The organism is Paenibacillus methanolicus (assembly GCF_008124765.1).
GTDB classification, from domain to species: domain Bacteria; phylum Bacillota; class Bacilli; order Paenibacillales; family Paenibacillaceae; genus Paenibacillus_Z; species Paenibacillus_Z methanolicus.
The window spans coordinates 1-23882 of sequence record NZ_VNHS01000007.1; the positions used below are offsets into that span (position 1 = coordinate 1).

The window sequence follows — 23882 nt, forward strand, 5'->3', positions numbered from 1 at the left end:
CTGAGCAGAGCTGAAGGATAAAAGAGCAGTCCATTGTGCATTATTTCACACCTTAAAATATCAAAAAAGCTGTCTTGACATCTTGTAGCACCATAAACTTTATTTCTAAAAAGAGCCACCCCTTCTGATTACACCATGTATAGTCACATCAAATGTTTGATCGAGCTCGGAAAAACGACCGAGGCAAAATTTAAGTTGGATGCTTTTTCGGAAAATGATGATGATTTCGTTGGAGAAGTTCATGTTGCTGAACTGTACGTTGAGTTGCAATGTTTCTCCGAGGCCGTCCGTTGGTTTGAGAAATCATGGAACACTTATTATAAGACACCTGATTGGGTTAGTAGGTATATTTATTCATTAATGAAAACAAATGCATTGAATCGTGCGATTGAAATCATGAACGAATGTATTAAATTAAAAACAAACGATATTCAGGAAGAAAACGCAGTTCAATGCAATGAGAATTGGACAGAGAGCGAAAAAGCCTCATACATTAAGCAATTAGAAGATGACAAACAGGAATATGAGAATTTTATAAATATGATTTCTAATGGCTTTGTTCCACCTTTGAAATTTTCAACATCTTTGAGTTCAAGTTGCTATTTATTTGGATGTTCAAGGCATAACCATCCTGAATTTAATGGTTGAATTTTTCTAACGAAATGACAGTCAAATCATTCGTATTCAACTAACGGGAGACGTTTGAAACAAAAGGAGCAGTTTGCCGGTGGCGACTGCTCCCTTTCATTAAACCATCATGCACACTTTATCGATGAATTTCGAGCATTTCGGCTGTGATAAGCCACTCACCCGTGTCTGATTTCTCTAGAATTGAAGAATAAGGACTTGTGTATTTATAGAAATGGTTGTATCTCATGGCCTCAATTTTTACAGTATTGTTCGCGATAACGGTATACTTGATGTCGCTAAAAGTGTCAGTATCCCCCCGCTCTTTAGCGACTGGCATGGCATGAACGATCATTTGCTTGTATGTGGCGCCAGTAAATGCTTGATTCGAAATGTCTTCAGTATCCGTTTGGATTTTAAACGTAATATTGGCGTGATCTGCGTAAAGATCAGCTATCGAATCATCATATTCATTGGTCATTTTGATATAGCTTTTAAATAAGCTGGTTACCTCGTTAACCAACTTATCGTCGTTTTCAACTTGAGCAGTAATAACAGGATCGGATGTCTTTAGTTGTGTCTGTGAGTTATTGCCCCCCAAATGTAATTGCTCATTGTTGTTACTGGAGTTCCCACATGCGGGAAAAATAAATAAAGCCATTACTGTAAAAATTGCAACGATCGCCTTCTGTTTCAAATTCGTTTCCCCTTATTTTCAAAATGTAAATTCTATTGAGCCATTGTAACAAATGGCCTCAGAATTCCAAAGCTTATTAATATTATTTCAGAATCAAAAGTTGTTCAACTATCGGGAGACGATAGTTGAACCAATACAGGGAGCACGCCGCCGCGGCGGCGAAGGCGGATTTCCGGGCAAATAAACAAAAGGTTTGGGTCATCCTATAAGGGGTGGCCCTTTTTAATGTGAATTTATTATTACTGTGTACTTTACAATAGTGTACGACATACAGTATAGTGTGAATAGGAGTTGATGAATGAGATGGATATCCAAGAGACGATTCAAAGTTTAACGCAGGAGTTGAGGCGCGGGACGCTCGTCTTAAGCGTACTTAGTCAATTGTCCGAACCGCAGTATGGCTACTCGCTAGTCTCCATTCTGGAGGAGAAGGGACTTAGCATTGACCCAGGTACGCTGTATCCGCTTATGCGCAGATTGGAGAAACAGGAGCTGCTCGTAAGCAGTTGGGACACTAATGAGGCGCGTCCGCGAAAATATTACCAGCTGAGCGAGTCAGGCAAACAGGTGTACCAGCATCTGCGTCAGGAGTGGGCGAGTCTGGCTGAGGGCGTTAATCGATTAATGGATGGAGGAGAAGGATATGGAGCTTATTAGCAGGTACATCTATGCCGTCACGCAGAAGCTTCCGGAGAAACAGAGAGCGGAGATCGAGAAGGAATTACGGGGACTGATCGAGGATATGTTGGAAGTGCGAACCCATGGGGGCTCGCCTTCACCGAAGGAAGTGGAAGATGTGCTCGCCGAGCTCGGCAATCCGAGCGAGATGGCGGATCGGTACCGCGGCAGTAAGCGCTACTTGATCGGTCCAGGGTTGTTCGCGAGCTATATCACAGTGCTGCGAATCGTATGGACAGCGATCGGCATCGCACTCGGCGTCATGTTTATGATCGAGTCGTTCATGGACCCGACGAACATACTGGACCATTTTATTGATGGCATAGTCTCGATTGTGATCGGTTTGATGCAAGGTTTCGCATGGGTAACGGTCGTCTTCGGCGTAATTGAATATACGGGCGCACAGAAGGCAAAAGGGAAGAATGCCGAACAGGTTTGGAAGCCGTCAGATTTACCGCAGCTGCCGGACAATAAGTCGCGAATCAGTCCTGCGGAACCGATTGCGAGCATCATCTTCTCGGTCTTGTTCGTTGTGTTGTTCAGCTATTCCATCGATCTGCTCGGTGTGTGGAGATTCGCTGGTGGCGATAGGATGGTAATCCCATTCTTCAACACGGACGTGTTCAACCGGTTCCTGCCCTACATCTGGTTCTTCTTGGCAGTCAGTATTCTGAAGGAGATCATGAAGTTGAATACGAGGCGATGGACAACGCGTCTCGTCGGTATGGAGATCTCAGTAACCATTCTGTATCTAATCTTGGCGACCTTCATGTTCTGGGATCCGGTGATCTGGAACGCAGACTTCATGCAGCAAGCGGTTGATTCGGGTCTCGTAACAGCTGGCAGCGAAGGATACAATACGGTTAATACGATCTGGGGACGCGCGACAAACGGCATCATCTATCTCATCGGACTCGTCTCCGTGATTCAAGTTATCTCGCTGATCGTAACCGCATACCGGCATAAGTCTTAAGTTGTTCACAATGAATCGACTAAGGCAACTGCGCGAGCAGGTCCAGAGTGTCCAGCATAAGGAAAGAGGCCATCCAATGCGGATGGCCTTTAAAACTTGTAAAGGTAACGCCGAGAATCGTACGATAAACTAAAAACAGATCATTAAGCTCCCTCGAAATGATTCAGTTTCCTCACTCAGACTCATGAATTCGCAGGATTTCATCCTGTAGTTAGAATGAAGAAGAGGATGTGGGAAGAGTCGGTGGCGGGCAGACGTAAAAATGGGCATGCGGAAATAAAGGTGAACAATGCCTCACCCATATTGTTCCATATACGCACGTCTCCACGTCTCCCTAGCGATTCTCGCTCCCATGTCTCAACGGGTCATAGCCCTTTCATTCCTTCGTCACATCTAACTACGGGGTGGAGGTCGGTCTATCTATCGGAACGGGTCCGTGCCCTTTTGCGTAACGTCTCCCGATACTCCGTGCATCTTGTCATCCTGCGAATGCTTGAGCTGGTGAGGAAGGTCCGAATCTAGGCAGCCTGTGGGAAAACTCTGGTTGAATCGTAAGCTTCGCTACTCTTGGCCAGGCCGATTAGCAGACGAGCTACCTTGCTGCATAGTTTCATGATGGATTTCATCTTCTTTAGCTTCTTTTCTTCTACATTAAAACGATGCAAAGCTCGAATTTCGGGGTTCGTCATAACCATACACATGTTTGTATGCGTGGAGGGCCTGAGTGGTGCCAACACTGGATTTTGCGAGTGTAATGAGCAGTTCAGCACGTTTAACGCCAGCATGACGCTTCACGTATTGCTTCCAACCGGCCAAAACCTGCTCGGTGCTTAACTGTCTGATTTCGCTCGGCAAAGGAAAGAGTCTGAGCGTTGCTATTGCACTGGTGCAGGTAAGGATTTTGAAGACCTGCCGCAACTCAGGGAAGACGATGTCTACCCAGCGATGAATTTGGTTAACTGCACTGTTCAAGCGCTTAGTGACCGTCTCACGGTTTGCCATAAGAATTCGTAGTTCCTCGTAGGCTTCCGGATGAAAGCGAACAGGAGAGTAGTACCCGTTTTTGATCATATCTGCAATGACAAGCGCATCCTTGCGATCACTCTTAGAAGGTGTATTGTCCCGGTTTTCCTTGTTCTTTTTGACGAGATGAGGATTAACCAGAACATTGTTGAGGCTATACGGAGAAAGGTGTTAAATATGTGATTCAGCTAACGAAGAACAATAGCATAAAACGAACAAAGAAACAGCCGATCATGTGATGGGCTGTTTTGTTATCCTAATGGAAAGTTAGTTGGATACATACAGAAGAGCATCGAATTACGTTATCGGTTTGATTAAGAAGTAGTTCTTTTTCTAATTCGATGTGCGGAGTGACGAAATCAAGATCCGGAGTTTCACGCCTACAGCGCGGACGCCGGGTCGTGGGGGAAGAGCGGGAGATTGAGTTCGCGGGAAGGATTGTGATATTAATCACATCCCTAACGTCGAAGCAGAGCTACAATAGTCTTAGCAAGAGGTTAAACGGTGCATTCACAAAGGAGTGGGAGCAATGGAAGTGATGTTCGTCATCATGGGATTCAACGCAGCGCTGATCGTTGTCATGGGGATTCTTGTAAAGGGCGCATTGGACATGGAACCGATGGATCAAACTTATCCGACCGGTCAAACGTTGAATGGAGGCGTGAAATAATGGATGCGATGGCCATATACCTCTACTTCTTCGGTATGCTTGCTTTGGTGCTTGTCGGATTGCTCGTTCCTGCCTACTTTATATCCATTCCTCAAGACGATGATCACGAGGTGATATGAGTCGCGGGTATAAACCGATTTCCGTCTCGTGGCGGAAGTCGGTTTATTTGGCGTGAAGTCCCGCAGCTGCCATCCTTTCGTTACGCCTTCCAGTGCAAGTAAGTCCCCGCTCTTGGAAAATGGACCGTCACGCGCGTATACCGACCTTCCTCCGACTGGATGGACAAGTCAGACCCAAGCTTGATCGCCATCTGTTTGGCCAAGTACAGCCCCATGCCGGTTGACTTCGCGTAGCTTCTGCCGTTCGCGCCGGTAAAGCCTTTGTCGAACACGCGCGGGAGGTCTTCCGGCTTGATCCCGATTCCCGTATCTTCGATCAGAAGCCGTCTCTCATAGGCATCTTCCTCATAGCGAATCGTGATCGCGCCGTCTTCGGGCGTATACTTCAAGGCATTCGCCACAATTTGGTCGATGATATAACCCAGCCATTTGCGATCGCTGTGGATGTAGGGGGACGTCTCGTCCAGACGGAGGCGGATCCGCTTCGTAATAAACAACTTGGCGAATTTCTTGACGGATTCCTTCCATACCGCCTCGAGCGACACCTCCGCAATGAGGTAATCCTTCGAGAACGAGTCGATGCGGGAGTAGTACAGCGCCTGCTCGACGTAATTATCGATCTTGCCCAGCTCGTCCTCCAGCTTGTCGATCAGCTCATCGGGCGATTTGTTCGAGCCGTTCTCCATGACGAGGCGGCTTGCCGCGATGGGAAGCTTCACCTCGTGAATCCACGACAGAATAAAATCTTGATGATCCCGGTGCTCGGCGGTCGCCCGCTGCATCTGCTTCATATGCTCCCGCTCAAGCTTATGGATGACGCCGACGAACAGCCGTTGCTCGGCGGTTTGCGCTTCGGGGAGCGCGGCTGCCGTCTGTTCCCCTTCCCTGGTCGGGAGGTTGGACAGCTCTCGGTAGAAGGACCGTCGATACCCATAGCCAACCGCCAAATAAGCAGAAACCGCGATGAGACATGCCGCGTTCATATAGAGGATGTTGCTCATGCCGCGCAGCGGGCTGACGCTGACGGCCATCAGCAAGGAGACGAACAGCATGATGCCGCCGTACAACGCCAAGAAGTACCGCTTATCTTTCACGTAATCATAGAAGCTCATGGGATCATATACCCTTCGCCTTTCCGGGTCGCGATGAAGCTTTCTTTCCCGAGCTCGGCCAGCTTCTTGCGCAACCGGGTCATGTTGACGGTCAACGTGTTGTCGTCCACGAAATGTTCGTCCTCCCAGAGCGCGCGCATCATTTTCTTCCGGGTCACGATAGACCCCTTATGCTGCATGAGTATCTGCGTCAGAATGAACTCGGTTTTCGTCAGATCGGCCTTCCGGTCGCCGCATTGCAGCGTAGCGTCTTTCACGTTCAGCACGACCCCGTCGTGTTCGATGAAGCTATGCGAAGTATCCACATACGTATAGGTTCTGCGAAGGATCGCGTTAATTTTGGCCATGAGGACATCCGTATAGAACGGCTTCTGAATAAAATCGTCCCCGCCCGTATTCATCGCCATCACCATGTCCATCGGCGTATTGCGGGACGAAAGGAACAGGATCGGCACCTGGGACAGCTGCCGGATCTGGTTGCACCAGTAGAAGCCGTCGAACGAAGGCAAGTTGATGTCCATCAGGATGAGATGGGGATTGCTGGTCTGGAACGTTTGCAGCACCTGGTCGAACTGCTCGACTTCGACGGTTTCGAAGCCCCATCTGCGTAGCGTCTCGCCGAGCATGTCGCGGATCGTCGGCTCATCCTCCACAATCATGATTTTCATCGTACATCCCTCCTCCCAAAAAATAGTAACATGAATCCCATACCCGTACAATCGAATTGACAGGGTGACAAAAATGTAAGGCAGCGCCGGTAAGCTGTAAGACCATTCGAGGAAAGTTTTCGATACAATGAAGTCATAAGCATAAAGTGAGAGTTGAACAACCTCTTACGAACTGGAGGCGGGACGTTATGAAGAACGTTATAGAAACGACGAATGTGACGAAGGTTTACGGCGCGAAGGGCATCGTAAGCACCGCGTTGGAGCATATCGATCTGACGGTGCGGGAGGGCGAATTCGTCGGCATCATGGGACCATCGGGCTCGGGCAAATCGACGCTGCTGAATCTGTTGGCGACGATCGATCAGTCGACGTCCGGCGACATCCGGATTGACGGAACCGATATTTTGGGCATGAGCGAGAAGCAGTTATCGACGTTCCGGCGCGAGAAAATCGGGTTTATTTTTCAAGATTACAACCTGCTCGATACGCTGACGGTCAAAGAAAATATATGGCTGCCGTTGGCCTTGTCCCGTACCCCGATCGGCGAGATGGAACGGCGCGTGGATGAAATCGCCGACAAATTCGGGATACGCGGCATCTTGGATAAGTATCCGACGCAGCTATCCGGCGGTCAGAAGCAGCGAACGGCCGCTTCCCGCGCGATCATTGCCAGACCGCGTCTCATCTTGGCCGACGAGCCGACCGGCGCGCTGGATTCGAAGTCCGCGACGGATCTGCTGGACAGCTTGCAAGGGCTGAACCGGCAAGATAAGGCGACGATCTTAATGGTGACGCATGATGCTTACGCGGCCAGCTATTGCACGAGAGTGTTGTTCCTCAAGGATGGCCGGCTGTTCACCGAGTTGGTGAAGGGCGACGCGACCCGCCAGGCGTTTTTCAAGAAAGTGCTCGATGTGCTGAACGTGTTCGGAGGTGGCGTGAATGACGTTATTTAGCGTAGCGCGCAAAAACATCGCCGGCAATTTCAAAAGCTATCTATTATATTTGGTGTCGATGGTGTTCAGTATCGTCATTTACTTTACGTTCGTATCGTTGCAATACAGCACGGAGATCGCAAGCGCGATTCAGTCGTCCCGCGGCGTGCAATCGATTTTTTTGCAGGCGTCGATCTTGCTTATTTTGTTCGCGGCGGTTTTCATTTGGTATTCGAGTTCGTTCTTCAACCGTAGGCGAAAAAAGGAGATCGGCTTATACTCGCTGCTCGGGGTGCGCAAGAGAACGATTGGATGGATGATGTTTTATGAAAATATGATAATGGGCGCATTGGCGCTGGCGGTCGGCATCGTCATCGGGGCGCTCTTATCCAAGCTGTTCACCTTGATGATGCTCCGGCTGCTCGATTCCGCGGTGGAAATCAGCTTCGCGCTATCGCCGGCGGCAATCGGGAATACGGTCATCGTGTTCGCGATATTGATCGTGGTCACTTCAATCCGTGCCTATCTGCTCATCTATCGGTTCCGGCTCATCGAGCTGTTTCAGGCAGAGAAGCAGGCGGAATCACGGCCTAAGGGTTCGCCGATTGTCGCGATTCTGGCGGTCGTGGTACTAGCGGCCAGCTACTGGCTTATCCTTCAGCCGATCGCCACCAGCCAACAATTTAGCATCACCTTGCTCGTGTTCATGATCGGCGTCATCTCCGGCACCTACTTGTTGTTCCGATTCGGCGCCGTGCGATTTCTCCTGGTGCTAGCCAAGAATAAAGCGAGCTATTACCAGGGCGTCCGATTCGTTGGAGCCGCTCAGCTGCTATTTCGAATGGCAGGCCATGTACGCATGCTGACGGTGGTCTCCTTGCTTAGCGCGGTCACGATCATTGCGGTCAGCATCGGAGCAAGCGCGTATTACGAAATCGAGCGAGAAGCGGCGAGGACGGCTCCATTCAGTTACGCGCATCTATCTAAGGGCGATAAGCTCGACGCGGAGATCGAGCGGGTAATAACCGCGGATAAGGAGCACCCGATCATCGCCAAGTTGGATATTCCGATCCTGGGCACAACGGCCGATGCGTCGGAGCTGGCGGTTGTCCCCTCGAAATTTACGGTTCAGGATGTGCCGGTGAAGCTGATGTCGGCCGCCACCTTCAATGCGATCGCCGACGCGTTGGGCAGAGATGAGCAGGTCCGGCTGACCGGGCTGGAGGCGGCGATCGTCCAACCGTTGGATACGGATCATGCATCCGATGATTACGTAGGGAGATCGATCACGCTGAAGCAAGCCGGGGAGGACCGGAACGTAACGTTCGGCCGCTTCATCGACGAAAGGGTCATGAATTGGAGCTTCCCAGACCTCATCGTCGTCGTGAGCGAAGAATTGTATGGCGAATTCGCCCGCCAGTCGGCGCCCGCGATCTACAAGGCTTATAAAGTAGAGGATGAGAGATCGGCTCGCGCAACATCCGAAGCGTTGCTAGGGTTGGATGCGAAGGAGGCCGAGCTGACCGTTCATTACGCGGAATATCGGGGGATTCTGGAAGCGGGCGGCGTCAATTTGTTCGTGCTCGGCTTTCTGGGACTCGTATTTATGGCCGCCACGGGAAGCATCATCTATTTCAAGCAGCTGACGGAGGCGCAATCGGATAGCAGCCGTTATGCCATTTTGCGGAATATCGGCGTTAGCCGAAGGGAGATATCGATTTCCATCGCGATGCAATCGCTGTTCGTGTTCGGACTTCCGCTTGCGGTCGGTATACTGCATAGCGCGCTGTTCCTGCAGGTACTCATGAATTTCAATCTGATCGGCAAGGAAGCAACCATCCCGATTGTCATGTCGATAGCCGCCTATGCGATCATTTATACAGGCTATTATGGGTTAACCGTTCAATCTTGCAGGCGCATCGTGGAGGCTTGAGTTTCGATAATGCCGGGGAGGCATATGCAGTACTTAGTAGGATTGAGGTGTCGGTTATTGTATGATGAATAAGAGCGGGACGCTTAAATAACGACGAAGCATGGAACATAGGGGGATGGCATGTCCTGGAGCAAATTGAAGCAGGAACTGGAGAGTTTTCTTAGTCCTGCGTTAATAGGGCGGTTCGAATACCGGGCAACCGGCTACCGTTATTTACCTGATAAAGCAGGGCTTTGCTATATTGCGGTAGATAAGAAGAACGTCATGAATATGAGTGATGCCACGACATCGATCAGGTGGTATCAGACGGAACAGGAAATCAAGCATGATCCGCATATCCAAATTGCGATTGAACAGGAAGAAATTGAAGCGCTCCGAAAAGAGACGAAGGGGCTAGTGCCGGAGGAACGGCTAGTAGTCATGGCAAGAGGCAGAAGAATAGGAGAACTTGCCAAGGAGCTGTTGTCCGCGCAGACTGCCCTGAGTAAATCCAATTTTACGGTCGTCGCGACTCAATTTCTATCCCGCCCCATTGAAGAGAGTCTAGAGAGCAAGGAGATCTTATTCAATATTCTGGCCTTGGCGGACAGACGCGTCGGGAAAAAACGACTGTTGAACATGAGCGAGAAGATCAAATCCCGGCATCCGGTCGTGCAGTATTTCTATGCGCTGCGGCTTAGCACGTTGTGATACGGACAGCGAGAAAACGAGAAACAAGACAGCCCTCCGCAAGTGGTTCACTTGAGAGGGCTGTCTTTTATGAATCTAGAGCATCCGCCCGTCGGTCATGGTTATTATTGCTTGTACACCGTTCCCGCAAATTTGCAGTAATACATCGCGCCAGGAACATAGCCGCCGTTATATTGCCAGCCGCCGCCGTCGTACAGATACACAACGCCGCTATAACCCTGTGCATCCGAGTACCAGGTGCTGGTTCCGCATTGATTTCTCCAAATTCCATAATCTACATATTTGGACTCTTGTGCGAAAGCAGATACGGGAAGGCTTAACGCCAATGCCAGCGCGCCCGTAGCAAGGATGGATTTTTTGAACATTTTCATAATTACACCTCCAAAATGGTTGTAACTAGATATTACTATAAATATCCAAAAGTGAAATAGCCAACCGCAAAGAGGTTGAAAAATTGATATAAAAACAAAAATATTGGTATCGGACTAGGTTTCGACGAGGGGGGGGCGTGCAGATGTGGCCGGAGAGCGCGAAGGAACTCGGGAGCTCGCGGAATAATGTGCCGTGGATCGAGAATCGAAAGGAACAGACCTCTTACCCACTTGTTTTTGTTACAAAAATATTGTTTTAAAGGCTTTAATTCCGAAAATATCATTGAATCATTCAAAATACTTGTAACAAATCATTGACTTTTCCTAGAAAACGCCCATATAATCTCGATATATTAGATCAATTGGATAAAATGAGGTGATCAGATCCCCGTGTCAGAGGAATCAACAGGATCAGTCAGTTGAATTTCCGCAACAATATGAAAGCGCTTCAACAAAATCGATGAGGTGATAAGTTTGATGTTGAAACGAAGTTTAGCAGCTATGCTGTGCGTGCTGCTCTTGTTGGCCCCTCAGGCGGCATTCGCCTATAAGAATCCGACAACGCTGCCGGACGAATGGGGACAATATGGACTTGGCGACCCTTACGTACTGAAGTTTAACGGTACTTATTATTTGTATGTGAGCACGAGAGATACCGATACCGGGGTCAAAGTGTGGAGCTCGCCAGACCTGGTCAATTGGAGCTATGGCGGATTGGCCGCAACCGATCCGGTTACGAAGGGAGCTTACGCTCCCGAGGTCGTGTATTGGAACGGATATTTCTACATGTATACCTCTCCTGCCGGCAATGGCCATTACGTGCTGCGCAGCGAGAGCCCGACCGGTCCGTTCACGGTGCAGACGGGCAATCTCGGCCATTCGATCGACGGCAACGTCTTCATCGACGATGATGGCAAGTGGTATTTCTATCACGCGAACGGAGCGGGCATTCTCGCGGCTCCGATGCCGACGCCGACGACGATCGGCGCAAGCGTCAATACAGGCGCAAACATGAACGGCTGGACGGAAGGTTCGACCTTGTTCAAGCGCGACGGCAAATACTATATGACGTATACCGGCAACCATGTATTCAGCAAAGGTTATCGGGTCGACTACGCGGTCAGCGACAATCCGCTCACGGGATTCGTGCGTGATCCGGATAACCCGATTCTGATCAGCACGGAAGGTCCGACCGTCGGACTCGGCCATAATACGGTCGTCGTTGGGCCGAACCTGGATGCCCGCTATATCATCTACCACAATCTCGAAGGACAGGGCATTGTCGGACCTCTTCGCCATATGGGGATGGACCGGATCGTGTTCAACGGGGATAAAATGTCGGTGCTCGGACCGACGGCGACCGAGCAGTCGGATCCGGAGCTGTCGGATTTCGAGGAGCGGTTCAATGGCGCGGATCTTAGCCCGGCGTGGACGAGTTCGGAAGGTGGCAGCTGGACCGTTGATTCCGGCCTTCTGCGGCAGCAAGCCGTCGGAACGAGCAGACTGGTGAGCACTGCCGCTGCCGGAAGCAGCTATACGGCAGAATTCAACCTGCAGCTCGCGGAGTCCGGCGATACCGGCAGCTCGCGGCTCGGGGTCGTATTCTCGTACAAGGGCGACAACGATTACGGCACAGCGCTGTTAGACCCGGCGAGCAATTCGCTGCGGACGCAGTTCCGGGTGAACGGCGCCGATCTGGGGTGGGAGGCGAGCCCGCTGCCGGAAGGATACGATTATACGAAGCTGCACCATATCCGGGTGGAGAAAGCAGGCGATATGTTCAAGATCTACGTCGACGGCATGCTTAAGCAGACGCGCGGCGCGACGCTTGGCGGGGGCAGCATCGGTTACGTCGCGGAGAACGCGAAGGCGAATTTCGGTTACGCCGCTTTCAGCAACGACGTGAACGGTAGCAGCGATTTCGACGCGGCGAGACCGGTTCCAGGTCAAGTCGAAGCCGCGCATTACTTGTCAGGCGGCGAGGGGGTCGGGTATCACGACCAGACATCGGGCACAATCGGCGATTACCGCGGAGACGGCGTGGATACGGGCCAAGCGGATGACGGCACCTCGCATATCACCGCCTTCGAGAACGGCGAATGGCTGCAATACCGGCTGAACATCGCGGAAACAGGCAAGTACGATATCGATCTTTCTTACGCGGATGCAGCCCTGGGCAGCAAGGTACGGCTCACGCTGGATAGCGGACAGCCGCTGGGCGAGGTTGAACTGGCAGGGGTTGCGGACACTGCTGCGGCAGGGTGGCAAACCGCGCAGCTGAGTGGGATCGAGCTGCCGGCAGGCGAGCATACCTTGAAGATCGCTGCCGTATCGGGCGCGATCTCGCTGGATAAGCTGACGTTCCACCGGCACGCGGACGTTCCGGTCCTCTATGATAACTTCGATGATGGCCAGGATGACGGCTGGCAGCGGTATGAAGGTTTCTGGAACGTGAAGAGCGATGTCGCCGAGGAGGAGCAGGCTTACGACGCGTATCATCCGATCCCGGGCGCGATAGGTACGGTCCACTATATCTCCGGCGGCGAAGGCGTCGGGTATCATGAGAATACGCTCCAGAACATCGGCGGCCAGTACCGGGGAGATTCGGTCGACATTCGCTCCAATCCGGCCGGCGGCGGGTACAACGTCGGCTGGAATCAGGCGGGCGAATGGCTGAAGTTCAACATCGACGTAGCGGAAGCCGGAACCTATAACGCGGAATTCAAAGTGGCGACTACGCTGGATGGAGGTCAGATTCGGCTTTTGCTGGACGATACGACGGATCTGACCGGCATCGTGGACATTCCGAAGACCGGGGACTGGAACATTTGGAACGTGGTGCTCAAATCCGGCGTTACCCTGCCGGCAGGCAAGCATACGCTGAAAGCCGAGACGGTCCGCGGCGAATTCGACTTTGCAGGCATAGCGCTGACGAGGACGGATCAGCCGATACCCGTACCCGGCGTCATAGAAGCTGAGCATTACAAGCCCGGCGGCGAAGGCGTAGGCTACCAGGATTTGACGCCTGCAAACATCGGGGGCAAATACCGCGGCGATAAGGTCGACATTCGATCCGCTGCATCCGGCGATCAGATCGTCGGCTGGAATCAAACCGGCGAATGGCTGAAGTACAACATCCGCGTCGCGGAAGAGGGGCTGTACGATCTCGACTTGTGGGCGGCGACGACGTTCACGGATGCGCAAGTCCGGCTTTGGCTGGATGATACGACTGATTTGACAGGCGTACTTACCGTTCCTGCTTCCGGCGACTGGAATAAGTGGAAGTCGGCGACGAAATCCGGTATTCTGCTGCCGGCCGGCGATCATGAGCTGAAAGTCGAAATCGTCAAAGGCGAATTTGATATGACGAGACTGTCGCTCGCCCAATTCGATAAGCCGCACGCGCTGCCCGGGTTTATCCAGGCTGCTGATTACAAGGCAGGCGGAGAAGGTAAGGGCTACCATGATCTGACTCCCGCTAACATCGGAACGGAATACCGGAATGAAGCGGTCGACATCCGCCGGAATGCGGGCGGCGGCTACAATGTAGGGTGGAACGCGACCGGCGAATGGCTGGCCTACAACGTAGATATTGCCGAGGCCGGCGTGTACAACGTCGATTTCGTGACCGCTACGTCGAATGACGGTGCGAAGGTCCGGCTGTGGCTCGACGATGCAACCGATCTAACCGGTGAAGTCGACATTCCGAATTCCGTCACCTGGGAGAACTGGACGACCACAACGAAGCAAGGCATCCTGCTCCCGGCGGGCGTGCACACCTTGAAGGTCGAAACCGTGAAAGGCGAATTCGACTTCCAAGGGATACGGATTCATCAGAATCCGGTCGAACCGAAGATTGCACATACCGGCGAATATCAGGCAGCGGTCGGCAGCTTCGCGAAGACGACGATCGGGGATGACGATTGGTCGGATTACAGCGTGGAGTCCGATATTAAGCTAATCAGCGATTCCGGCGACGGAGGCATTCTGCTGCGGGCGAGCAACCCGGCTCATGGCAAGGAGTTGAATCAGAACGATGCGGACTTCGTGCAAGGCTATGTCGCGTACCTGAACAAAGAAGGCGTTCATCTCGGCAAACTTAATTACGGCTGGACCTATTTGACAGGGGCGCCGCTCGAGGTGAAGACAGGCGAATGGAAGCATGTGAAAGTCGTTGCGCAGGGGGCCCGCATTCAAATCTATGTTGATGATAAGAGCGAGCCGGTGATCGACTATACGGACCGTAGCGGCTATCCATTCACGCACGGCAAGGTCGGCATGCGGACGTTCATGAACGAAACGAGTTACGACAATTTCACGGTTCTCCCTGCCCCGATTAACGTGCCTGCCATCGGTCAGTTACTGGATTGGTTCGGCTCGGCCGGACAGGTAGACGAGAAGACTTGGAAGCAGCTGGATAAGGAGCTTGAGCATGCAGCCGATGCGGTCGGCAAGAAGAAGCCGGACTGGAAGCAGGGGATCAAGCATCTGGACAATTTGCTGAAGCAGCTGAATAAAGAGAAGAAGCAGCAAGAGGTGTTCGATCAAGCCAAGACAACGCTCAACCGGAGCGTGAACGCGCTCATGGAGGCGTGGCGCGCCAATCTGGGCAAGTAGGCGACAAAGCCTAAGCCGCGCGGCGATTAACGAGTAAGTAACGTCCCTGTACCGAAGGAGCTTCGGTGCGGGGACGTTTGGCGTTATTGTAGCGGCAATCATGAAGGTCGTCGACTTTTGGGGTGGAAGCGCATATCGGATTAGACTGGCGATTCCGCCAGCTGCATCCGCGCCGCTTTGATAAAGGCCGCTGCGGCTGGAGAGACGATGTGCTGGGTCCGTACGGCTAATCCGATCTGGCGAATAATAGGAGGATGCAAGGGTTTCACCGCGATATTGGCCGGCATAGCTGACAGAATCATGGATGGTACGACAGATACGCCGATGCCGGCCTCCACCATGGAGAGAATAGTGGCGTTCTCCGCAACCTCGAACTGCGTATTCAGGCGCAGTCCACTCTCCTGAAAGGCCTGCATCACAAGGCGTTCGCATCCCGATTTGAGCGAAAGAAACGGTTCCCGCGCAAGCTGCTCGATGGCGATGATGTCCTGCTCCCGCAAAGGATGATCGGCGGGGAGGACCGCGACATAGGGATCGTCAAGCAGCTGCACCATGTCTAATCCATCGCGCGCTTCAGCCAGAAATCCAAGATCAACGACGCCTGCCCGGATCCATGCTTCCACCTCCGCATAACTTCCTTCGAAGAGAATCAGTTCTACGCCCGGATATAGACTGCGAAACGCTTGAAAAATGCCCGGGATGGCATGGGCCGAGAAACTGGGGAATGCCCCGATCCGTATTGTCCCGCTATTCACGCCTCTTGACGCGGCGGCGACTTGAGTGATCTGCTCCGTATGGTGAATGATCTCGCGAGCATGCGCTAAGATTTGTTCGCCCGCATCCGTTAACTTAACGCCATTCCGATGGCGCGCAAATAACGTAGTGCCTAGTTCTTTCTCCAAGTCGCCAATGGTGTGGCTTACGCCCGATTGGCTTGCATTCAACAGCTCCCCTGCTCTCGTGAAGCTGCCGGTCTGTACGATCGCTAGGAATACTTCGAATTGAAACAGCGTCATTGCAGATCCTCGCTTCCATGAATTTTTCTTCATGCAGGGTATGGCGCATTTTCATTTTACGGGAGATGGGAACTTCATTATCATGATGGGAGATGAAGGAGTGATTCATGACGATGAGACCGATACGCGTATATCATGTGGATGCTTTTACCCAGAATCCGTTCGAGGGCAATCCAGCTGGAGTCGTGCCCGATGCCGGTAATCTAACCTTAGCGCACATGCAAAAAATTGCCAACCAATTAAATTTGCCGGAGACGGCATTTTTATTGCCGGCGACGGATCCGAAGGCGGATTTTCGAGTCCGTTATTTCACGCCGCAGGAAGAAATCCATTTTTGCGGACATGCGACGATTGCTTCCGTCTGGCTGCTCGCTAATGAGTACGGATGGGCGGACAGAGCGGAGCGAATCACGCTGGAAACCCATGTAGGCCTGATTCCCGTGCAGTGGGAACAACGCGACGGCAAGGTTGGCAAGGTGACGATGACGCAGATTACGCCTCAAGTAAAGGAAGCCCCCTTCCGGGATCAGGCTGAAATCGCTCGCTTGATCGGCATGGACGCGGATCAGTTGGATGAGCGCTATCCGATCAAGCTTGCCTACACGGGGAACTGGACGCTAGTTGTACCGGTGAAAACGCATCAGGCAATCGATGCAGCCAAACCGAACATGGACGAGTTGGCCGCGTTTAACCGGCAATATGCCATCAGCAACACGCATTTATTTACGTTCGACGCCAAACCGGGATTCGATCTGTACACGCGAGATTTTGCGCCTGCCATCGGAATTCCCGAAGATCCCGTAACCGGAGCGGCCAATGGCGCATTGACCGGCTACCTCGTCTTGGAGAACATACTCGGTAAAGAGCAAACTCGCCTTACGATCGGGCAAGGCGATGCGATCGGCCGTCCCGGCACGCTTTATGTAACCGTCCATTCAACGGAATCGGACGTCGTGATCCAAGTCGGCGGATTCGCGCACGTCACGCTTGAAGGCGTGCTGCGTTTACCGGAAAGCTAACCCCCAAATCCAATGTCGGAGGGACTCTCATGGTGGAACTTGTTCAGAACGTCTTGGAGGATATGAATAAGCAGCTGGCTCGAATCGAACGAAGCCTGAACCTGCTGGACGATGAGCTCATCTGGAAGCGAGTGAACGCGTCCATGAACAGCGTCGGTAATCTCTGCTTGCATTTGGCGGGTAACGAATATCAAAATATGGCGAGCGCCATCGGAAACCAACCGTTCATCCGGGAGCGTTCCCGCGAGTTCACGACGGATGGAGGCTTATCGAGGGAGGAGCTGATCGGTCTGCTGCGCAATGCCCGATCCGAATCGGAACGCGTATTATCGGCCTTGCTTCCCGATGATCTATCCCGAGAGGTCGCCATCCGCTATGACCGTGAGGATTGGAAGCGAATGCACCGAAGCGATCCCCCTGCCCACGGGGCCTGCGATACCCGATTAATCGGCCGGCTGCTTGTTCAGGTGTCCGCCCACTACGGATACCATGCGGGGCAGATCGTCTTGCTCGCCAAACTGTTACGCAATACCGACGAGCATGTAACGGATCAATACCACTAACCTATAGTTAAACGGATGCGTGATCGCTATTAGCGGTGATTAACGAGAGAAGGAATGAAGGCTAGTGATCAAACTGGAGGTTTTCGAACGTACCGACTTTGCGCAGCTTATGGAATGGATGGATTCGCCGACAGCTCTATTTCAATGGGGAGGCCAAACGTTTCGCTATCCGTTAAACGAGCGGCAATTGGATGATTACCTCGACAACGCGAATGCCGGCGCTGCGCAAACCCTTATATATCGGGTCGTCCATGAAGAACATAACGAGGTCATCGGACATATCAACTTGCAGATCGATCGGATCAATGAATCCGCAAGGATCGGTAAAGTTTTGGTTGGAAAAAGAAGCTTAAGAGGACAAGGCATCGGGCAATGGATGCTAAAGAAGGTTTTAACGATTGCTTTCGAACAATTGAAATTGCACCGAGTTAGCCTAGGCGTGTTGGATTTTAACCTTTCCGCGATCGCCTGTTACGAGAAGGCGGGGTTCGTAAAAGAAGGTCTTATTCGAGATAAACGCAAAATGGGCAACGAATACTGGAGCGTGTGGGAAATGAGTATGTTGGACAAGGAATGGTCGCAAATGCGATTGAATCCATCATCGCCCCGATCCCGCCATTCATCCAATCCAACTTCCCCGCAGTCACATACCCTATAACGACCTTACCGGGAGAGGGGGAAGAGATCGGTGAAAAACAAGAAAGAATCACGTTCATTCCTTCTAAACGGCATGTTGGGGCAGTCCGGCTTGGGCGGACAGTTAGGGAAGGGCTCGCCGCTGCAAAGTATGTTCATGGGTCAGAAATCCCCGTGGCAGGGCGCGCCTATGGGCCAGAAACCGCCGTGGTCCGGCGGACCGTGGGGTCCATATCCGTGGTGAGGCGGCGGTGAAGGTCAATCTATAGCCAAACGATCAAGGAGCTATCCAACGTCACACGTCACCGTGGCGAGGCAGGATAGCTCTTTTTGGTATGCAACCGTTCATGTTTGTTCGCGAGAGCACCACATACGCATGAAGCTTTGTCCGCGAGGACAAAAGCGTGCCAGCTCGAAGCAACCCGCCGACCGCGAACCATGATGGCAGCACGAAGAAGGGAGTCCAGAGGGCGAAGTCCTTTGGTTCCCCTCGGCGGAGGGAGAACTCCCTCTTGCCTGGATGACACCTATTGTGACATGCTTGTGATAGCGTAGAGATATTTCCAGGCTCGATTCCTTAGGGGAGGTTATGGAGATGGCGATGGCGAAGATGGCGGATATTGCCAAGGAAAAAGTAAGATTGGCTCGAAATTATCCGATTCTTGTAGAAGATACGATCGGGGTCGACAGCGGCTATCAGCGGCTCCATTGGCATGACGTGCTGGAGATCAACGTAATCAAATCCGGCACCGGGTATTACATCATCAACGGCAAGCAATACGAGTTCCAGCAGGGGGATATCCTGCTCATCAACTCCAACGATCTGCACTGCGCTTACGAGACGAGAGACCTGGTCATGCAGGTCATTAGCTTCGACGGCAATTGGCTCATCAGCAGCTTGCGGCTCGACCCCGAGATTTTAAGTCCTTTCCGCGAAATGAACATCCACTTCACGAACCTGCTCGATCGCGATCATCCCCGGATTGAGAAGCTGCGCGGCATTCTGCTCGATCTTCAGCGCGAGCACGAAGCGCAGCAGCGCTCCTACACCTCCATTGTTTACGCCCATTTGCTGCAATTCTTAGCCATCGTCAATCGCGAATTCCGCATCCCTTGCCCCGACGCCCACCCGCATGTCATTAGCGAGCGGCAGCTCGAGAAGATCCGCCTCGTCCTCCACGAGATGGAGGAGAAGTTCGCTTATGCGTGGACGCTGGAGGAGCTAGCCGCGCTCGTATACCTCAGCCCGTCGCGCTTCAGCGATATTTTCAAACGCGCGGTCGGGATGCCGCCGCTCCTCTATCTCATTCATCTGCGGTTGGAGCATGCGGTGATGCTGCTCGAGCGCAACGAGATGAAAATTACCGACATCGCGCTCGAATGCGGCTTCCGGACGCTGACGAATTTCAACCGGCTGTTCAAGAAGCATATCGGCGTCACCCCGATGACTTCCCGCAAGCATTAATCGCCTCAATAATCTGAAAACAGGAAGATAGTGCCGGTTATTAATCGTATAAGCAAAGAAATCGTAAAGGGATCGAGCTACAATAGACATATGGAAGCAACAATTGGTGTTAGATAAAGTTACGTAAAAGTGACTCGAAATTACGACTAAGGGGGAAGTCGATGCGCCAATCTGCTACCGCGAAAGCGATGCAGCGGAGCAAGAAAGCGCCGCTGATCATCCGCATCATTCGGCAATGGGACGTACAAGCAATGGTCGTGCCCGCGATTTTATTCGTCTTCGTCTTCAGCTACATCCCGATGTACGGCGTCGTGATGGCATTCCAGGATTACAGCTTGTTCAAAGGAGTGACGGGCAGTCCCTGGGTGGGCTTCAAGCACTTCGAGATGTTCTTCCATGCGCCGGAGTTCTGGGGCATCATGCGCAACACGCTGGTCATCAGCTTCCTGAAGCTGGTCATCGGATTCCCGGCGCCGATCGTGCTGGCGCTCATGCTGAACGAGATCGGCAGCCGGATGTTCAAGCGCGGCATTCAGACAATTAGCTATTTGCCTCATTTTCTCTCCTGGGTCATCGTGTCGGGGTTCATCGTCTCCATGCTGTCGACCGACAACGGGAGCTTGAACATGCTGCTGGAGAAGTTGGGCGTTATTGATGAGCCAATCAACTTTATGTCCGAGCCGAAATATTTCTGGAGCATCCTCGTCACGACGAACGTGTGGAAGGAAATCGGCTTCTCGTCCATCGTCTATTTGGCGGCGATCGCGGGCATCAACCCGCAGCTGTACGAGGCCGCTTCGATGGATGGCGCAAGCCGATTACGCCAGATGTTCTCGATTACGCTGCCTTCGATCACGCCGGTCATCGTCGTCTTCTCCATTCTCGCGATCGGCAATCTGCTCAACGCGGGCTTCGAGGACATCCTGCTGTTGGCCGGCAACCCGGTGCTCCGGGACGTGAGCGACGTGCTCGACACCTACGTCTATCGCGTCGGCATTCAGAACAACCGCTACTCCTACGCGACGGCGGCCGGTTTGTTCAAGGCCGTCATCAGCATCGCGCTGCTGGCTTTCGCCAACTATGCGGCCAGACGATCGGGGAACAGTTTATGGTAGAGGAAAGGCAATGTTGTCAGGTTAATCGAGTCTTAGCGGGTGAAAGAGCTGCCGGAGAGTTGGTGTGGAGATGGAACAGCGTCAGCGATCGCCTTTGTCTTCGGATTTCTTCCTCCATCCAACCAAATTCATGAAATCCGAAGACAACAGCGAGTGAAAGCCCACACCAACCGCAGGTTGCGGATTCTTCACCCGTACGACTGTTCTTAACCTGACAACATTGGAGGAGAGAGGAGGGCGCGCATGTATTTGACGCGGGGAGATCGTACGTTCATCGGCCTTAACTACGCCGTATTGCTGCTGCTCGGCTTCGTCGCGTTCTATCCGTTCTGGAATGCGGCGGTCATCTCGTTCAATCTCGGCAGCGATACGTCGCTTGGCGGCATCACCTTCTGGCCGAGGGTGTTCACCTGGCAGAATTACGACGTCGTGTTCCGCGACGAGCGTCTGATCGACGGCTTCGTCATCTCGGTGTTTCGGACGGCGATCGGCACGTTCTTGTCCATCATCGCGACGGCCATCTTCGCTTACGGCATGACGAAGCGGGAGCTGATCGGCCGGAAGTTCTATATGATCATGAGTATTTTCACGATGTACTTCGGCGGCGGACTGATTCCCACCTACCTTCTGATTCGCGAGCTTCAGCTGATGAACACGTTCTGGGTCATGGTCGTGCCCGGCGTGATCAGCGTATGGAACATGATCATCTTCCGCACGTTCTTCAAAGGGATGCCGACGGAGCTCGAAGAATCCGCGCAGATCGACGGCGCTTCGAACTGGGGCGTGCTCATGCGCATTATACTGCCGCTGTCCGGTCCGGTCATCGCGACCTTGTCGCTGTTCACGGCCGTCTATCATTGGAACGACTGGTTCGCGCCGAGCATCTATATTTCCAACGTCGACCTGCTCCCCATCCAGACGAAGCTGCAGCAGATTCTCAATTCGAACATCATGCTCGATCAAATGGCCAACATGGATTCCGCCGCGCAAGGCAGGCTGAACAAAATGCGGGCCGTGACGACCAAGTCGCTGTCGATGGCGACGATGATGGTGGCGACCGTGCCGATCCTGTGCGTCTATCCGTTCGTCCAGAAATATTTCGTCAAAGGCGTGCTCATCGGTTCGTTGAAGGAATAGGCAAGGGTTTACTGCAATTGCGTTGACATAGAAGAAGGCGGGGAAGGGAGTTTTGGCAAATGAGAAGAATGAAGTCCGGCTTGCTCGCAGCCATGTCAGTCATGCTGATCCTCGTAATCGCGTTAACGGCTTGTACGGGTTCGAACGGGGGGAATTCGCCCGGCGGCGAGGGGGAAAAGACGAACGACGGCGCTTCTAATCAAGGCAAGACGAATGAAGGAGGAAGCTACGAGCTGGGCAAAGAACCGCTCGAGTTCTCGTTCTACGGCCATTACGACTGGTATACGATGCCGGAGTGGGGCGCGGATCAGGCGACCAAATGGATCAAGGAGAACAAAAAGGTGAACGTCGTGCCGATCAGCTCCGGCGGGGCGGCGAAGAACAAGCTGTCCACGATGATCGTGTCCGGCGAACTGCCCGACGTGATCTGGATGGAGCGCGGTCCCGACGTGGAACAGCTGCGTTCGGAGGGCATGCTCGTGCCTTTCGACGATTACCTCGACAAATACCCGAACTTGAAGAAATGGGCCGGCGAATCGACGCTGGATATGCTGCGGTCGCCGGACGGCAAGCTGTACCAATTCCCGAACTGGTATACGACCCAGCCGAACGGCAATTCCGGCTACCTCGTGAACAAGAAGATCTATGAAGAGCTGGGCAGCCCATCCCTCGAGACGACGGACGATCTCTACAACTACTTAACGCTGGTCAAATCCAAGTATCCGAACGTCGTGCCGCTCGAGGTCGGTCAGACCGGCGCCGGCATCGACGTCATGGTATCGGCTTTCGCGGAGAACCGTCCTTATACCTTCAATACGATGCAAGCCGTGCCCAATGGCGACAAGCTGACCTCGCTCTTCGCCGACCCGGTCTACCGGGAGCTGCTGCAGTTCGTCAGCAAGCTGTACCGCGAGAAGCTGATCTCGCAGGATACGTTCACGCAGAAGCTCGAGCAGGTGGAGCAGAAGGTCGTCACGGGCAACGTCGCCGTCTATGTCGCGTCGAGTCCGACCGAATTCGGCGCCAAGGGCCATGCGGCCTTGACGCAGCAGGACCCGAACGCCGGCTATATCATGGTGTGGCCGGTTCGCAAGCAGGGGCTCGACAAGAACAAGATTTTCCCCGGCGATTACAAGCAATTGGGCTGGAACGTCAGCGTCATCACGAAGTCGGCCAAGAACCCCGAAGCGATCTTCGCCTTCCTCGACTGGTTCACGGGACCGGAAGGACAGCGCACGATTATGTGGGGACCGGAAGGGGTGTACTGGGACGGCGTCAACGAAGAAGATCAACCGCTCTTCACCGAGGCGTTCACGAACGATCCGCACGGCCGCGAGGAGATGATGAGCGCCACCGTGAATTTCCAATGGAACGGCAACACGGTCTACGTGGACAACGCGAAGATGCAATTCGAATCGACGCTGCCGCCGGAGAAGAAGAACTGGGAGACGCGCTGGCAGTCGGAGATTACGTGGAAGACGCAGTTCAATACGACGGAATACGTGAACCTCGATCCGGCCGGCGATACAGAAGAAGGCATTGCCGCCCAGCAGGTGCTCGAAATCTACGAGAAAGCGCGCGCCAAAGCGGTGCAGAACGCAGGCAACGACGATGAAGTGAACGCCATTCTCGACCAGGCGGAGGCCGACGCGATGAAGGCCGGTTACGAGAAGCTGCTCGCCTACAAAACAACGAAGTGGCAGGAGAACAAGGCAAAGCTGAACGCTAGCAAGTAATACGGAACGCCAGCAGGTAATGGCGGTGCGGGAAGCAGAATAGCAGAATAGCAGAATAGCAGAATAGCAGAATAGCAATGCG

20 protein-coding genes and 1 pseudogene are annotated in these 23882 nt (G+C 52.8%); 15 read left to right on the forward strand and 6 right to left on the reverse strand.

Annotated elements, in window-relative coordinates; genetic code table 11:
* Positions 1-195: 195 nt before the first annotated feature.
* Positions 196-648 (forward strand): hypothetical protein, encoded by a 453-nt coding sequence (locus BCM02_RS18390; protein WP_148930595.1) that lies wholly within the window; start codon positions 196-198, stop codon positions 646-648.
* 118 nt (positions 649-766) lie between these two features.
* Here BCM02_RS18390 and BCM02_RS18395 read toward each other — a convergent pair whose 3' ends face one another.
* Positions 767-1324: a hypothetical protein gene (locus BCM02_RS18395; RefSeq protein ID WP_148930596.1), complete on the reverse strand. Its 558-nt coding sequence runs from the start codon at positions 1322-1324 to the stop codon at positions 767-769.
* 303 nt (positions 1325-1627) lie between these two features.
* Between BCM02_RS18395 and BCM02_RS18400 the strand changes: the two genes are divergently transcribed.
* Together BCM02_RS18400 and BCM02_RS18405 are read left to right on the forward strand one after the other, a co-directional pair.
* Positions 1628-1981 (forward strand): PadR family transcriptional regulator, encoded by a 354-nt coding sequence (locus BCM02_RS18400; protein WP_148930597.1) that lies wholly within the window; start codon positions 1628-1630, stop codon positions 1979-1981.
* Positions 1968-2975, forward strand: coding sequence for an HAAS signaling domain-containing protein (locus tag BCM02_RS18405; RefSeq protein WP_148930598.1), 1008 nt, complete (start codon positions 1968-1970; stop codon positions 2973-2975). Before BCM02_RS18400 ends, BCM02_RS18405 begins: the two co-directional genes overlap by 14 nt.
* A gap of 518 nt (positions 2976-3493) precedes the next feature.
* Here BCM02_RS18405 and BCM02_RS18410 read toward each other — a convergent pair.
* Positions 3494-4166, reverse strand: a pseudogene (locus BCM02_RS18410) (IS110 family transposase); the annotation flags it as partial.
* Between the two features lie 361 nt (positions 4167-4527).
* On the opposite strand from BCM02_RS18410, the gene BCM02_RS35335 reads away from it, so the two are divergent.
* On the forward strand, positions 4528-4668 hold the full coding sequence (locus tag BCM02_RS35335; protein ID WP_187434291.1) for a hypothetical protein: 141 nt from the start codon (positions 4528-4530) through the stop codon (positions 4666-4668).
* Positions 4669-4867: 199 nt separating this feature from the next.
* Here BCM02_RS35335 and BCM02_RS18415 read toward each other — a convergent pair whose 3' ends face one another.
* Both BCM02_RS18415 and BCM02_RS18420 read right to left on the reverse strand, forming a co-directional pair.
* Positions 4868-5899, reverse strand: coding sequence for a sensor histidine kinase (locus BCM02_RS18415; RefSeq protein WP_148930599.1), 1032 nt, complete (start codon positions 5897-5899; stop codon positions 4868-4870).
* Positions 5896-6567, reverse strand: coding sequence for a response regulator transcription factor (locus BCM02_RS18420; protein ID WP_148930600.1), 672 nt, complete (start codon positions 6565-6567; stop codon positions 5896-5898). The genes BCM02_RS18415 and BCM02_RS18420 overlap by 4 nt, the downstream gene beginning before the upstream one ends.
* A gap of 188 nt (positions 6568-6755) precedes the next feature.
* Between BCM02_RS18420 and BCM02_RS18425 the strand changes: the two genes are divergently transcribed.
* The 3 genes from BCM02_RS18425 (at position 6756) to BCM02_RS18435 (ending at position 10125) form a co-directional block, all read left to right on the forward strand.
* Positions 6756-7523, forward strand: a complete 768-nt coding sequence (locus tag BCM02_RS18425; protein WP_148930601.1) for an ABC transporter ATP-binding protein — start codon at positions 6756-6758, stop codon at positions 7521-7523.
* Entirely contained in the window at positions 7510-9435 is a 1926-nt protein-coding gene (locus BCM02_RS18430; RefSeq protein ID WP_148930602.1) for an FtsX-like permease family protein, read from the forward strand. The genes BCM02_RS18425 and BCM02_RS18430 overlap by 14 nt, the downstream gene beginning before the upstream one ends.
* Positions 9436-9555: 120 nt before the next feature.
* The gene (locus BCM02_RS18435) at positions 9556-10125 is read left to right on the forward strand and encodes an SF0329 family protein (RefSeq protein ID WP_148930603.1); all 570 of its coding nucleotides are present in this window, start codon (positions 9556-9558) and stop codon (positions 10123-10125) included.
* Between the two features lie 104 nt (positions 10126-10229).
* Here the strand turns inward: BCM02_RS18435 and BCM02_RS18440 are convergent, their stop codons facing one another.
* Positions 10230-10496, reverse strand: coding sequence for a hypothetical protein (locus tag BCM02_RS18440; protein WP_148930604.1), 267 nt, complete (start codon positions 10494-10496; stop codon positions 10230-10232).
* Between the two features lie 477 nt (positions 10497-10973).
* Here BCM02_RS18440 and BCM02_RS18445 point away from each other — a divergent pair, with 477 nt between their 5' ends.
* Complete coding sequence (locus BCM02_RS18445) at positions 10974-15113, forward strand: carbohydrate-binding protein (protein ID WP_148930605.1); 4140 nt, start codon at positions 10974-10976, stop codon at positions 15111-15113.
* 140 nt (positions 15114-15253) lie between these two features.
* Here BCM02_RS18445 and BCM02_RS18450 read toward each other — a convergent pair whose 3' ends face one another.
* A complete protein-coding gene (locus BCM02_RS18450) occupies positions 15254-16129 on the reverse strand; it encodes a LysR family transcriptional regulator (protein ID WP_148930606.1) in 876 nt (291 codons plus the stop codon).
* 113 nt (positions 16130-16242) lie between these two features.
* On the opposite strand from BCM02_RS18450, the gene BCM02_RS18455 reads away from it, so the two are divergent.
* From BCM02_RS18455 to BCM02_RS18485, 7 genes are all read left to right on the forward strand, one after another.
* The gene (locus BCM02_RS18455; RefSeq protein WP_148930950.1) at positions 16243-17148 is read left to right on the forward strand and encodes a PhzF family phenazine biosynthesis protein; all 906 of its coding nucleotides are present in this window, start codon (positions 16243-16245) and stop codon (positions 17146-17148) included.
* A 29-nt stretch (positions 17149-17177) separates the two neighbouring features.
* On the forward strand, positions 17178-17711 hold the full coding sequence (locus BCM02_RS18460) for a DUF1572 family protein (RefSeq protein WP_148930607.1): 534 nt from the start codon (positions 17178-17180) through the stop codon (positions 17709-17711).
* Between the two features lie 64 nt (positions 17712-17775).
* Positions 17776-18369, forward strand: coding sequence for a GNAT family N-acetyltransferase (locus BCM02_RS18465; RefSeq protein ID WP_148930608.1), 594 nt, complete (start codon positions 17776-17778; stop codon positions 18367-18369).
* A gap of 573 nt (positions 18370-18942) precedes the next feature.
* Positions 18943-19812 (forward strand): AraC family transcriptional regulator, encoded by an 870-nt coding sequence (locus BCM02_RS18470; RefSeq protein WP_342791318.1) that lies wholly within the window; start codon positions 18943-18945, stop codon positions 19810-19812.
* Positions 19813-19973: 161 nt separating this feature from the next.
* Positions 19974-20927 (forward strand): ABC transporter permease, encoded by a 954-nt coding sequence (locus BCM02_RS18475; RefSeq protein WP_148930610.1) that lies wholly within the window; start codon positions 19974-19976, stop codon positions 20925-20927.
* A 243-nt stretch (positions 20928-21170) separates the two neighbouring features.
* The gene (locus tag BCM02_RS18480) at positions 21171-22064 is read left to right on the forward strand and encodes a carbohydrate ABC transporter permease (RefSeq protein WP_148930611.1); all 894 of its coding nucleotides are present in this window, start codon (positions 21171-21173) and stop codon (positions 22062-22064) included.
* A gap of 59 nt (positions 22065-22123) precedes the next feature.
* Positions 22124-23800 (forward strand): extracellular solute-binding protein, encoded by a 1677-nt coding sequence (locus BCM02_RS18485; protein WP_148930612.1) that lies wholly within the window; start codon positions 22124-22126, stop codon positions 23798-23800.
* Positions 23801-23882: the final 82 nt, after the last annotated feature.